Source organism: Tepidiforma sp. (assembly GCF_026419595.1).
In the GTDB taxonomy this organism is placed as follows: Bacteria; Chloroflexota; Dehalococcoidia; order Tepidiformales; family Tepidiformaceae; genus Tepidiforma.
In genome coordinates this window covers 260,435-273,244 of sequence record NZ_JANZZD010000001.1, presented here as the reverse complement: position 1 = coordinate 273,244, position 12,810 = coordinate 260,435, and the positions used below count along the sequence as shown (strand labels likewise).

Annotated in this window: 14 protein-coding genes and 1 pseudogene; 11 read left to right on the top strand and 4 right to left on the bottom strand. The window is 71.9% G+C overall.

Translation table 11 applies throughout. The annotated features are described in order from the left end of the window. Positions 1-178: 178 nt before the first annotated feature. From N2041_RS01360 to N2041_RS01350, 3 genes are all read left to right on the top strand, one after another. The gene (locus tag N2041_RS01360; protein WP_297675049.1) at positions 179-961 is read left to right on the top strand and encodes an alpha/beta fold hydrolase; all 783 of its coding nucleotides are present in this window, start codon (positions 179-181) and stop codon (positions 959-961) included. Positions 962-1,059: 98 nt separating this feature from the next. After that, complete coding sequence (gene ribD / locus N2041_RS01355) at positions 1,060-2,184, top strand: bifunctional diaminohydroxyphosphoribosylaminopyrimidine deaminase/5-amino-6-(5-phosphoribosylamino)uracil reductase RibD (RefSeq protein ID WP_297675047.1); 1,125 nt, start codon at positions 1,060-1,062, stop codon at positions 2,182-2,184. After that, entirely contained in the window at positions 2,185-2,649 is a 465-nt protein-coding gene (locus N2041_RS01350) for an EVE domain-containing protein (RefSeq protein ID WP_297675045.1), read from the top strand. Between the two features lie 19 nt (positions 2,650-2,668). On the opposite strand, the gene N2041_RS01345 is transcribed toward N2041_RS01350, so the two are convergent. The 4 genes from N2041_RS01345 to thrB form a co-directional block, all read right to left on the bottom strand. Further along, positions 2,669-3,085, bottom strand: a complete 417-nt coding sequence (locus N2041_RS01345) for a YbaN family protein (RefSeq protein ID WP_297675043.1) — start codon at positions 3,083-3,085, stop codon at positions 2,669-2,671. A gap of 106 nt (positions 3,086-3,191) precedes the next feature. Continuing rightward, positions 3,192-5,639: a hypothetical protein gene (locus N2041_RS01340; protein WP_297675041.1), complete on the bottom strand. Its 2,448-nt coding sequence runs from the start codon at positions 5,637-5,639 to the stop codon at positions 3,192-3,194. 158 nt (positions 5,640-5,797) lie between these two features. Beyond that, positions 5,798-6,289 (bottom strand): GNAT family N-acetyltransferase, encoded by a 492-nt coding sequence (locus N2041_RS01335; protein WP_297675039.1) that lies wholly within the window; start codon positions 6,287-6,289, stop codon positions 5,798-5,800. Then, positions 6,289-7,194 (bottom strand): homoserine kinase, encoded by a 906-nt coding sequence (gene thrB, locus N2041_RS01330; RefSeq protein WP_297675037.1) that lies wholly within the window; start codon positions 7,192-7,194, stop codon positions 6,289-6,291. The genes N2041_RS01335 and thrB overlap by 1 nt, the downstream gene beginning before the upstream one ends. Before the next feature lie 127 nt (positions 7,195-7,321). Here thrB and N2041_RS01325 point away from each other — a divergent pair, with 127 nt between their 5' ends. From N2041_RS01325 to N2041_RS01290, 8 genes and pseudogenes are all read left to right on the top strand, one after another. Continuing rightward, positions 7,322-8,191 carry an ABC transporter substrate-binding protein gene (locus N2041_RS01325; RefSeq protein ID WP_297675036.1) on the top strand — a complete coding sequence of 290 codons (870 nt, stop codon included), beginning with the start codon at positions 7,322-7,324 and terminating at the stop codon, positions 8,189-8,191. Between the two features lie 65 nt (positions 8,192-8,256). Continuing rightward, a complete protein-coding gene (locus tag N2041_RS01320) occupies positions 8,257-8,997 on the top strand; it encodes an amino acid ABC transporter permease (protein ID WP_297675034.1) in 741 nt (246 codons plus the stop codon). 2 nt (positions 8,998-8,999) lie between these two features. Beyond that, the gene (locus tag N2041_RS01315; protein ID WP_297675033.1) at positions 9,000-9,782 is read left to right on the top strand and encodes an amino acid ABC transporter ATP-binding protein; all 783 of its coding nucleotides are present in this window, start codon (positions 9,000-9,002) and stop codon (positions 9,780-9,782) included. A gap of 106 nt (positions 9,783-9,888) precedes the next feature. After that, on the top strand, positions 9,889-10,089 hold the full coding sequence (locus N2041_RS01310) for a hypothetical protein (protein WP_270057099.1): 201 nt from the start codon (positions 9,889-9,891) through the stop codon (positions 10,087-10,089). A gap of 59 nt (positions 10,090-10,148) precedes the next feature. Beyond that, positions 10,149-10,649: pseudogene (locus N2041_RS01305) on the top strand (NADH-quinone oxidoreductase subunit B); the annotation flags it as partial. A 230-nt stretch (positions 10,650-10,879) separates the two neighbouring features. Next, entirely contained in the window at positions 10,880-11,095 is a 216-nt protein-coding gene (locus N2041_RS01300) for a hypothetical protein (protein ID WP_297675030.1), read from the top strand. Between the two features lie 76 nt (positions 11,096-11,171). Next, entirely contained in the window at positions 11,172-11,822 is a 651-nt protein-coding gene (locus N2041_RS01295) for a phosphoribosyltransferase (RefSeq protein ID WP_297675028.1), read from the top strand. 50 nt (positions 11,823-11,872) lie between these two features. Beyond that, entirely contained in the window at positions 11,873-12,802 is a 930-nt protein-coding gene (locus N2041_RS01290; RefSeq protein ID WP_297675026.1) for a succinylglutamate desuccinylase/aspartoacylase family protein, read from the top strand. Positions 12,803-12,810 lie beyond the last annotated feature (8 nt).

Genomic DNA, 12,810 nt, shown 5'->3' with positions numbered 1-12,810 from the left:
CGTCGCCATCTATAACACGCAGATGTTCGCCGAAAAGGTCATGCCCCGCCTCCGCCACCTCTGGCAGGGGTACGAAGACCACTGGTCGCCGAAACCGCTCCCCGCGCACCTCATGGCCGAACCCCGGCCCATCCGCCAGCCCATCAACGCCTGACCCGCACGCCACAGGAGCCGCGCCATGGAACAGCTCACCATCACCCTCCGGCCCGGCAGCGCGCCCGTCCACTTCTTCCGCGGCGGCGCCGGCGAACCCGTCCTCTACCTCCACCACCTCGCCGGCCTCCAGGGCTGGGAGCCCGCCATCGCCGAGCTTGCCACGAAATTCGAAGTCTTCGCGCCCTACCACCCCGGCTGGGGCCCCTCCCAGGGGCTCGACGAGGTCGAAACCGGCCTCGACCTCGTCCTCCACTACGTCGACTTCCTCGATGCCCTCGGGCTCGGCGCCGTCCACGTCGTCGGCCACTCCATCGGCGCCTGGATCGCCGCCGAGCTCGCCGCCATCCGCCCCGACCGCGTCCGCAGGCTCGCCCTCTTCACCCCCATCGGCATCTGGGACGACGCCATCCGCGGCGAAGACCCCTTCGCTCAGAACCCCCTCCGCGCTACGGAAGTCCTCTTCGCCGACCCGGCGCGCCGCGAAAACCTCATCCTCCGCGACGGCACCGTCGACCCGCTCGAGAACTACGTGCAGGAGATGAAGGACCTCAAAGCCGCCGCGAAGTTCCTGTGGCCGATTCCCGATACCGGCGTCATCAAGCGGCTCCCGCGCATCAAAGCCCCGACCATCCTCGTCGGCGCCAGCGGCGACCGCGTCGTGCCCCCCGCCTACATCCCAATCTGGAAAGCGAACATCCCCGGGAGCGAAGCGAAGACCGTCCTCGATGCCGGCCACCTCGTGAACCTCGAACAGCCGAGCCGGTTCGCCACCATCGCCGGGAGCTGGTTCCTCCGGCCCAACTGAGGCTCCGGCGGCGGGGCATGGCTACCGCCGGGGTCGTGCGGGGCGCTCCACCGGGCGCCCCGCACGCACGTTCCCCGCGCCTTCGCTACCCTGAGGGCGTGAGCGACCCCTCCCCCTTCATGCAGGAAGCTCTCCGCCTCGCCGCCTCTGTCCGCGGCCGGACCTCCCCCAACCCGTGGGTCGGCGCCGTCCTCGTCCGCGGCGGCAGCATCATCGCCCGCGGCGCGACTGCGCCCTACGGCGGCCCCCACGCCGAGGCCGCCGCCCTCGCCGCGGCCGCCGAGGCCGCCCGCGGCGCGACGCTCTACTGCACCCTCGAGCCGTGCGTCCCCTTCCCCGGCAAGCGCACCCCGCCCTGCTCCGACGCCATCATCGCCGCCGGCGTCCGCCGGGTCGTCGTCGCCCTGCTCGACCCCCACGTCGGTGGCCCCGGCATCGAACGCCTCCGCGCCGCCGGCATCGAGGTCGACATCGGCGACGGCGCTGAGGCCGCGGCCGACCTTCTCCGGCCCTACCTCAAGTGGCGTCAGCTCGGACTCCCCTACGTCATCGCCAAGTTCGCCGTCAGCCTCGATGGCGCCGTCGGCGCGCCGGCCGAGGGCATCACCTGGCTCACCGGCCCGGCCGCCGTCGAACGCGCCCACCGCGACCGCGACTGGGTCGATGCCATCCTCGTCGGCAGCGGCACCATCCTTGCCGATGACCCTGCCCTCACCGCCCGCCCCGGCGGCGCGCCAGCCGAACGCCAGCCGGTCCGCATCGTCCTCGACGCCCGCGGGCGCACCCCGCCCGAGTCCCGCGTCTTCGCCCCCGGCGCGCCGGTCATCGTCGCCACCGCCCACGGGTCGCCGCCGGACTGGCGACAGTCACTCATCGAGCGCGGCGCTGTTCTGCTCGAACTCGACCGCGCCGAGGGCCGCCTCGAACTCCGTCAGCTCCTCCGCGCGCTCGGCCAGCGCAACATCCAGTCGCTCATCGTCGAAGGCGGCCCCTCCGTCCACGTCTCCTTCTTCGAAGCCGACCTCGTCGACGAAGTCCACGCCTACGTCAGCCCCCGCATCCTCGGCGGCGCCGGCATCCCGCTCATCCCGCCCGGGTCCCCGGTCGGCCCCGTGCACCTCGAATCCGTCGTCATCGAACCGCTCCCGCCCGATGTCCTGCTCCGCGGCTACACTGGGAGCTGGCAGCCGCCGCTGCTGCCGACCCTCGCCCCGGAGGCCTGAATGCCCCGCAACTGGATCGTCGTCGGCTCGCCGGAAATCTTCGAAACCACCCGCGCGCTCGGCTTCACCCGCCACGGCTTCAAGAGCACCCGCCGCAACATGGCCAATAGCATCCAGCCCAGCGATCTGCTTGCCTTCTACGTCTCGGGCCGCAAGCAGTTCGCGGCCATCTGCCGCGTCACCTCGCCTGTCGTCGAAGAGCACACCCGCATCTGGCAGAGCGCGAAAAAGCCCGACGAGCTCTACCCCTACCGCGCCGGCATCGAACCCGTCGTCGTCCTCCCCGAGGACCGCTGGCTCGACGCCGAACCCTACCACGACCGCTTCCGCTGGACCCAGCGCTGGCCCCGCGCGAACTGGACGCTCGCCTACCAGGGCAACCTCCACGAAATCCCGCAGGAAGATATGGACCTGCTCCTCGCGGATTTCCAGCGCGCTGCTCGCGAAGCTGCCGCCGCCGGCTGACCGGGACCCCGCTCCGGAATCAGTTCCGGATCGTCCGCAGCGTCACCAGGTGAACCGTGACCGCGACCCCGATGCCCACGAGCAGCAGCTGCACCCACGGGATATCGAGGAAGTATTCGCTCACGCCGATGCCGATCCAGAGCGTCGCGATCGACCACGCCTTCGCGCCGAGTGTCGCCCCGCGCTGCTCTTTGTAATCGCGCAGGTGCTTGCCGAACCACCGGTTCGTCGTGAGCCACCGGTACGCCCCCGGCGAACTCTTGCCGTAGAGCCCGGCCGCGCCGAGGAAGAAGACCGTCGATGGCAGCAGCGGCAGGAAGATGCCGAGGATGCCCACGCCGACCAGCAGGCTTCCCAGCCCGACGTAGACCCAGCGGCGAAGCCCGCGCGTCGTCGGCCGCGGCACCGGGCGGTCCGAAGTTCCCAATTCTCCCATTCCCGCGAAACCGGCCTCCTGCACTGCAGGAACAGTATGCCATGGACGAATTGGCCCGTCACCAGCCCGGCCGTCCCGCACGCGATGGGCCATTCGGCCCCGCTCGCTACCAGGTGATGCGCCGCAGGGCCGAACCGCTCAGGATGTACGCCTCGCCGCCCCGCACCGTGAACGCCCGCGCACCTGCGAAGTCCGGGTGCCGGTACTGCCGTTCGAACGCCCCATCGCGCAGGAACACCACCACCCGGTTGTTCGCCGGGTCCAGCACCGCCACCTCCGAATCGGAGAGGGCCTGCGGCGTCTCCGGCGCGACCAGCTTCCGGTCGATCCCCGCCTGCGACAGCGTTAGCGCCACGCCCCCGCCGATGAACCGGTGCAGCGTGCCGTCGGCGTCCGCCGTGAGAATCTCCGTGTCCACGAACAGCCGGCGCGCGTTCGCGAGGTCGCCCGTTTCGAGCACCTTCACCGGCGGGTTGGGGAACCCGTCGCGCTCCTGCGCGTAGCGGTACACCGCCTTGTGCGGCGCATCCAGCACGTAGAGGTCGCGCCCGCGCACCGCGATGTCCGTGACCGCCAGCCCCGAAGGCGGGTTGAATGCGAGCGCCGTCAGCTGGCCGTTCTCCCACGCCCAGAGCCGGTTCTCATGGTCCATGATCAGCAGCGCCGGCACGCCGCGGTCGTTCGCGTCCAGCTGCGCAATCGCGATCGGCCGCCCCCGCTTCGCCCCAGCGTCCTCCGCATACACGGTCCGGGCCGAACCGTCCGCCAGCGACACCGCGATGACCTGCGGCGTGGCGGCATCGAGCAGATAGACGTAGTCCGGCCCTGCCGCCATCCGCGAGGGCGCCACCGGCCGCTCGCCGAACCGCTCGAGCGACGTGATGGTTTCGACCGCCGCCGGCTCCCGCACCCGGTCCATCTCGTTCAGCGCGCCCGCGACTTCGTTGAAGAGCGTCTCCGCCTGCGGGTCGCCCGTCTGCAGCTCCCGCGCCTTCAGGAGCAGCGCCTGCGCTTCGACCAGCGCGGTCCGCCGCTGGGCCGGGTCCTCCACCACCCGCGCGACCGCCAGCTTCTGCGCCGCGCCGTTCAGCAGGTTGCTGTACTCCGCGCCCCGGTCCGCCTCCAGCATCGAGGGCACGGTCATGATGCCGACCAGCACCAGCAGCACCGCGAGCCCCGCCATGATGACCGCCCACGTTGGCGGCAGGGTGTAGCCCCCGAGACGCGCCCGGTCGAGCGACCCGCTCCCGCGCCACCGGCCGTCCATCGACGACCGCACCCGCACGAGCGTCCCGCTGCCCGGTGCGAACCCTGCCTCCCGCGCCACCGACTGTTCGGAAACCGTCCCGCCGGCCGGCCGCGCGCGCCGCTCCGCCGCCAGTTCATCGACCAGCGGCAGGTCGCGCGCTTCCGCCGAGGGGCCGGGTTTCGGCGTCTCCGGCGGCGCGAGGCTCCGCGTGAAGCTCTGCGCCCGCGGGTTCCGCCGCGGCGCCGGCGGCGTGCCGGCCGTCGCGGCCGCGTTCCCCCACGTCGGACGAACCGCCGCAGCGCCCGCTTCGCCCAGCGCCGCCCGCGCCCGGTCGGCGCGGTCGCGGCTTTCCGCCACCACCCGCGCCAGCCGCGCGCGCCGCTCCCCGGCCGCCAGCGCCAGCGGCACCTCGGCCGCCTCGTCCTCGGCCGCAGCCGCGTCGTTTCGCACCGGGATGGGCCGCGGCGCGGCCGCTTCGAGCGCGCGCCGCGCCCGCACCAGCTCGTCCTGGTGGTCGTCCTCGACGAAGAGGCTCGGCTGGTACAGCCGGTCGTCCCGGCTCCCTTCCCCGGCGCCGCTGGCTTCCCCGGTCGCATCGATGACCGCCTCGCCGGCGCCGCTGCCCGCCGTGTCCGCGGCCGAGCGGTCTTCCCGCCGGCCGGGCAGCGCGGCGAGCAGCACGGTCTCGTGCCGGAGATGCTGCACCCGCCGGTAGAGGTCCGGCAGGATCTCCTCGAGCGGCAGCCCGGCGATGCCGCGCAGCACCTCGTCCTCGACCTCGGCGAGCGCCGGCGTCGAAAGCAGCACCACCCGGTCGCCGGGTTCGAAGGCCAGCCGCCGCAGCAGCGGCCCGGGCCCGCGTCCGCTCCCGATCGGCTGGTCGAAGGGCGGCTCCGGCCGGAGCACCTCGGAGCGCCCGCCGTGCACCGCGACCGCCGCCGCCGGCCCCGCCTGCCCCAGCACGACCTGTCCGCCGCGCCGCGCGAGGCAGCTGATCCCCAGCGCTACCCGGTGCTGCGCGATGCTCTTCCGGTTCCAGTCCAAAACGACCCGCTCGGCCTCGGCGAACAGCCGCCGCAGGATGCCCGTCAGGCTCATGTCGAGGCCGGCCAGCGCCTGCCCCATCGCCGAGACGACGTGGCCGGCGAAGGCCTCGCCCGCGGGCGTCGTCCCCTCGGCCACGATGAACAGTTCCACGCGGTCGTCGGCGGGGCCCCGGCCGTGGAACGTCCCGGCGTTCGGCCCCCGGTCGACCGGTTCGTGATCCACGATCGCGAACTGGCCAACCTGGAGTGGCTCGGTCAAGGGCGACCGTCCTCCAGCTCGCAGTGTTGGTCACGGGGAAGCGTCACGATGCCCCCGGCAGCAGCGCTGCCAGGACCCCGCCGGCACCGTCGGCCACTATACCACCGTGTCACGCCACCAAACCAACCTTTGATTCGCCAGTCACTCAGCATTTCCCCCTACGTCGCGCCGCGCCGCCCCTCATCCCCCAGCCGCGCCAGCGCCTCGCCCGTGAGCCGGTAGGTCGTCCATTCATCCAGCGGCACCGCTCCCAGCGCCCGGTAGAAGCCGATCGCCGGCGCGTTCCAGTCGAGCACGGCCCACTCCAGCCGGGCGCAGCCGCGTTCGCCCGCGATGGCCGCCAGCCGCGCCAGCAGCGCCCGCCCGTAGCCCCGTCCGCGCGCCCCGGGCCGCACGAACAGATCCTCCAGCCAGATGCCGGGCCGTCCCTCCCACGTGCTGAACGTGTGGAAGAAGAGCGCGAACCCCTGCACCCCCTCCGCATCCTCCGCCAGCAGCACCTCCGCGTAGGGCCGCTCGCCGAACAGGTGCCCTGCCAGCACCTCCGGCACCAGCCGGACCGCCTCCGGCTCGCGCTCGTACTCAGCCAGCGCCCGGATGAGCTCGATGATGACCTCGAGGTCGCCCGGCCCGGCCCACCGAATCTGCATCACGCGTCGACCAGCTCCACGCGCGACACGGTGGCGCCCTCCTTCGCGATCCGCGTCACCAGCGCCCGCCCGTCGTAGCCTGCGGCCTTCGCCGTCGCCAGCATCGCGTTCGCCACCGCGCGCGCCGGCTCCTCCGGGCAGATGGCCGCCACCGAGCTCCCGGCCCCGCTCAGCCAGGCCGCATAGGCGCCGGCCCCGCGCGCCGCCGCGAAGATGTCGAACAGCGGCGGGAAGAGCGAGGCCCGCTGCCGCTGGTGCACCCGGTCATCCGTCGCCTCCGCCAGCAGCTCCAGCCGCCCCGACGCCATCGCCGCGACGAACAGCGCCGCCCGCCCGATGTTGTGCACCGTGTCCGCCTTCGAATACACCTCCGGGAGCGCTTTCCGCGCTTCCTTCGTCGGCATCGAATGGTCCGGGATGAGCAGCGCGATGTGCGCCTCGGCCGGGAACCGCGCCGCCGCCCGCACGTAGTGCCCGTCCGTGCCCTGCACACACACCTGCAGCCCGCCGAACAGCGCCGGGCAGGCGTTATCGCCGTGCCCCTCGAGGTCGCTGGCCATGTCGAGCAGCGCCTGCTCGTCGAACGGCCCCCGTTCGAACTCGTTCACCGCGAGCAGGCCCGCGACCCGCGCCACCGCGCTCGCGCCGAGCCCCCGCCCGAGCGGGATGGCGACCTGGTAGCGGGCGCGTACACCGGGCATCGGCTTCCCCAGCCGCTGGTACGCGTGCCGCACCGCCGAGAGCACCATCTTCTCGCCCACGTCCTCCGTCGGCGGCTGCTCCGCCTCGCAGAACGTCACCGTGACCGACGCGAACATATCGAGCGCCAGCCCGAGGCAATCGAACCCCGCACCGAGGTTCGCGCTCGTCGCCGGCACCCGCACCGTGACTGCAGTAGCAGACATTCAGGCCTCTCCAGTTCCCAAATCCCAAAGCCCGCATGGTACCAACCACCCCCGCCCAACCTCCAACCTTCCCCATCCCGCGCCGTCGTGCCATAGTTCCCACCATTCTCCGAGGAGGTGCCGATCCGTGCCCCGCTTCCCGCTCCTCACCCTCCTGCTCGGCAGCCTCGCCGCCGCCGGCCTCGCCCTCGCCGCCTGCGGCGGTGACGATGATGACAGCGGCAGCTCCGCACCCGACCTCGTCTCCGCCAACGTCACCTGCACCGACCTCGGCCTCACCGCGCCGGCCCGCATCAAGGCCGCCGGCAAGTTCGTCGTCGCCAGCGACCTCAGCTACGCCCCGATGGAGTTCGTCCGGGCTGGAACGAACGAGCCCATCGGCGCCGATATCGACCTCGCCCGCTGCATCGCCGACGCCTGGGGCGTCACGCTCGAGGTCCAGAACACGTCCTTCGACGTCATCATCGCGTCGCTGACCAGCAAGAAGACCGACGTCATCATGTCCTCGATGACCGTGACCGATGAGCGCAAGCAGCAGGTCGACTTCGTCGAATACCTCATCGCCGGCTCCGGCATTCTCGTCAAAGCCGGAAACCCCGAGAAGATCGCCACCATCGAAGACCTCTGCGGCAAGACCGTCGCCATCCAGGTCGGCACCATCCAGATCGACGAGGCCGAAGAGCAGAACGCGAAGTGCGCCCAGAAGATCAAAATCTCGACGTTCGAACAGAACACCGATGCCATCAGTGCCGTCGCCAGCGGCCGCGCCGACGCCGCCCTCATGGACTTCCCGGTTGCCGCCTACGGCGCTCGCCAGGTGAAAGGCACCCAGGTCGTTGGCGAGCAGTACAACACCGCGCCCTACGGCATCGCCGTCCGCAAAGATGACACCGAAGTCCGCGACGCCCTCCAGCAGGCGCTCGTCCAGATGCGCCAGCGCGGCAAGTACGACGCCATCCTGAGCTACTGGGGCCTCGAAGCCGGCGCTTTGAAGTAACACCCGGCCGTTCCCCGGGGCGCGCCGCCGCCCCGGGGGAACGCCGCCGCCCCGGGGAACCCGCCGTGCCCGCGCTCGCCGTCGACTGGACCTACATCGCCCAGAACTTCTTCTCCGAGATCGTCCTCCGGGGCGTCTGGATGACGCTCCAGCTCTCGGTCATCGGCATGGCGCTCGGCATCCTCCTCGGCACCCTCTTCGCCCTCGCCCGCGTCTCCCGCCAGCCCGTCCTGCGGGGCGCTTCCCTCGGCTATATCTGGTTCTTCCGCGGCACGCCGCTCCTCGTGCAGATCGTCTTCTGGTACTTCGCCCTTCCCCAGGCCTGGCCTTCCTGGGCGCCGTGGAACGGCCAGCTCTCCCCGTTCCAGACCGGCATCCTCGCCCTCGCCATCAACGAAGGCGCCTACATGACGGAGATCGTCCGCGCCGGCATCCAGTCCGTCGACCCCGGCCAGATGGAAGCCGCCCGCGCCCTCGGCATGACGCACCGCCTTGCGATGCGCCGCATCATCCTCCCCCAGGCCCTCCGCGTCATCATCCCGCCCACCGGCAACGAATTCATCGCCATGCTGAAGAATTCGTCGCTCGTCTCCCTCATCTCCGTCCGCGAACTCTTCCTCGTGGCCAAGCTCCAGTACTCGTCGACGCTGCTCTATTTCGAGTGGCTCATCATCGCCAGCGGCTGGTACCTCATCCTCACGACCATCGGCTCCGTCTTCCAGTCGTGGCTCGAACACCGCTATGGCGCGGCCAGCTTCGGCCCTGGCCCAGGCCGCCGCTGGCTCAGCTTCGGCGCGAAGGAATGACTATGACCGACCCGGCGCCCGGCCCGCTCCTCCAGCTCGAAGACGTCCACAAGCGGTTCGGCCGCACCGAAGTCCTCCGCGGCATCACCATGAGCGTCGCCGAGGGCGAAGTCGTCGCCATCCTCGGCCCGTCCGGCTCCGGCAAGTCCACCCTCCTCCGCTGCATCAACCACCTCGAACGCGTCGACAGCGGCCGTGTCCTGTTCGAAGGCCGCCTCGTCGGCTACCGCGACAAGGGCGGCCGCCTCGTCGAAGCCCCCGAGGCCGAGATCGCCCGGGTGCGGGCCCGCATCGGCATGGTCTTCCAGCGGTTCAACCTCTTCCCCCACCTCACCGCCCTCGGCAACGTGATGGAGGCCCCGGTCCACGTGCTCGGCCTCTCCCGTGATGAAGCCCGCCAGCGCGCCGCCGCCGTCCTCGAACGGGTCGGTCTCGGCAGCAAGCTCGATGCCTACCCGGCCCAGCTCTCCGGCGGCCAGCAGCAGCGCGTCGCCATCGCCCGCGCCCTCGCCATGCAGCCCCGCCTCATGCTCTTCGACGAAGCCACCAGCGCGCTCGACCCCGAACTCGTCGGCGAGGTGCTCGCTGTCATGCGCGACCTCGCCGCCGCCGGGATGACCATGGTCGCCGTCACCCACGAGATGGGCTTCGCCGCCGAGGCCGCCCGGCGCATCATCTTCATGGACGAGGGCGTCATCCAGGAGGAAGCGCCGCCCGCGCAGTTCTTCTCCGCGCCCGCCACCGAGCGCGCCCGCCAGTTCCTCCGCCGCGTCAGCCGCCCCTGACCTTCGTTTGCCGGTTGCCTGTTCCCCGTTCCCCGCTCCCCGTTCCCTCCTCTTGCTCCTTCCGACAGCCGTGCCATAGTATCCCCGACTTTGGGGGAGGAAAGGGATGTATCAGTTTCCGAAATGCCGCAAATGTGATTACGGGGATCTCGTGCCCTTCTCCGATTTCGGCAGCCAGGGCGCGCCCATCCACTTCAAAGCGTGGGTCTGCACCAACCCCGATTGCGGCTACAACATCAAGATCCGCAACGGCGACATCTTCATCGACGAGCCGATCAACGACGGCCAGTCCTTCATCCGCCGCTAGCTGACCGGGCGCACCCGCTCACGCGGGCCGCGCCCCCTTTGTGATAGACTGCACGAGCGATGGCACAGCCGAACAAGGTCTACCAGCCCCTGCCCCTGCGCACCGAGAGCGACGTCGAGCAGGAAGTCCAGCAGAACATCCTCGTCACGAGCGTCGATCAGGTGCTCAACTGGGCCCGCAGCTCGTCGCTCTGGCCCTGCATGTTCGGCCTCGCCTGCTGCGCCATGGAGATGATCGCCACCGCCGCCCCGCGGTACGACATCGCCCGCTTCGGCGCTGAGATCTTCCGCGCCTCGCCACGCCAGGCCGACCTCCTCATCGTGCCCGGCACCGTCACCTGGAAGATGGCCCCCGCCGTCCGCCGCATCTGGCTCCAGATGCCCGAGCCCAAGTGGGCCCTCGCCATGGGCGGCTGCGCCATCATGGGCGGCCCCTTCGCCTACGCCTACAGCGTCACGCCCGGCGTCAACACCCTCCTGCCGGTCGACGTCTACGTCCCCGGCTGCCCGCCCCGCCCCGAATCCCTCCTGACCGGGCTCATGCTCCTCCAGGACAAGATCAAGAAGGACACCATCGGCAAGGGCTGGGTCCGGCGCGACGTCGAGCCGCAGTTCCAGCGCTACCTCCCCGAGGGCGACCCCATCCGCAAAGAGCTCGAATCCCTCTGGCCGCCCTACATCGATTACGACCGCCCGCTCGAGGGCGACGCCTTCGGCGGCCGCTGACCCCGTCCGTCCTGCATCGACCGGGTGGCTCCCCACGCGGTCCTATCACCACCCGGAGACCGCCCGTGCCCGCAGCATCCTGGAACGAAATCGTCCGCCTCGCCGGCCCCCTCTTCGAGCAGGGCCTCCAGCCCGACCGCTCCGACCTCCTCGAAATCGCCTTCACCGGCGACTTCTCCGATGACGTGATCGACGCCATCGACAGCCTCGACGGCAAGCCCATCCCCTCCCTCGACGAGCTGCGCACCCGCCTCGCCGCGAAAGGCGTCCTCGCCGACTGAACCCCGGCCCGCCGGCCCGCCAAAGCCGCGCCGTTCGCACCTCGACGCACCCGCGGCGCCCGCGCACACTCCCCGCATGGCTGAACGCTTCGCCGACCGGCGCGAGGCCGGGCGCGCCCTCGGGGAGGCGCTCCGGCGCCTCGGCCTCCCGCCCGATGCCGTCCTCCTCGGCCTCGCGCGCGGCGGTGTCATCGTCGCCGCCGAGGCCGCGCGCACCCTCGGGCTCCCGCTCGATGTCCTCGTCGTCCGCAAGCTCGGCGTGCCCGGCCAGCCCGAGCTCGCCTTCGGCGCCATCGCCCGCGGCATCCGCGTCCTCAACCCCGACGTCGTCGCCGAACTCCAGCTCACCCCGGCCCAGGTCGACGCCGTCGCCCGCGAGGAGCAGGCCGAACTCGAACGCCGCGAAGCTGCCTACCGCGCCGGCCGGCCCCCGCTCGATCTCCGGGGCCGCACGGCCGTCCTCGTCGACGACGGCCTCGCGACCGGCGCCTCCATGCGCGCCGCCATCGAAGCCGTGCAGGCCCTCGGGGCGGCCCGCATCGTCGTCGCGGTGCCCGTCGCGCCGCCCGGCGCCTGCGACGAGCTCGCGGCCCGCTACCCTGGCATCGAATGCCTCGCCCTCCGCACGCCCGACCCGTTCTACGCCGTCGGCCTCTGGTACCGCAGCTTCCCCCATGTGACCGACGCGCAGGTCACCGCCGCCCTCGGCGCTGCCCCGACGCCCTGAGCCGGCTCCGCTTTACCCCGCCTCCTCGAAGCGGGCCGTATGCTGCCCCCATGGCGCGGATGCTCACTCGCCGCCGCCTCCTCGCCGCGCTCCCGGCTGCCGGTCTCTTCGCCGCCTGCCGCGGCGGCGCCAGCCCCGTGCCCGGGCCGCCGCCCGCGGACGCCGCCGAACCGGCTGGAACGTCCAGTGCCGCACTCTCGACGGCAGTGCCTCCCCCGCCATCCCCCACCCCGACCCCCACACCCACTCCCCGCGGCACCGAGACCCGGCTCCTCATGCCGGGCACGCCCCACGAAACCGCGCTCGTCATCCATCACTCCGGCGTCGCCGGCCCGGCGGCCTTCGTCCTCGGCGGGGTCCACGGCAACGAGCCCGGCGCCTGGCTCGCCGCCGACGACATCGCCGCCTGGCAGCCCGCCGCCGGCACCCTCCTCGTCCTCCCCCGCGCCAACGTCACCGCCATCGCCGCCTTCGTCCGCACCTTCGACGACATCGGCGACCTCAACCGCCTCTACCCCGGCGACCCGGCGAGCCCCCTCGCGATGGAGCGGATGGCCTTTCACATCCTCGAAGCCGCCCGCGAGCACTCCGTGAGCCTCCTGCTCGACCTCCACGAATCGTGGGCCTTCTACGCCGAGCTCCCCGGCACCGGCACCGGCGCCCTCGGCCAGACCATCACCGTCGGGCCCGGCCCCCTCCAGTCCGCCTTCGGTCAGCAGCTCGCCGACCGCATGAACCCGCTCGTCTCCCGCCGCGAGCAGATGATCGTCCGCGACGGCACGCGCTTCGGGCGCCCCGCGACGCCGGTCCCCGCTGGCCAGCCGAACCGCGGCCGCAGCTCCCTCGCCGCCGGCGGCCACGTGCCCGGCCTCACGCCCGTCCTCGTCGAGATGGGCCAGCTCGACCAGCCCCTCGAGCGCCGGGTCGAGCTCCACCGCCTCGCCGCCCGCTCCGCCCTCGAACTCCTCGGCATCCTCTGAAGCCGCGG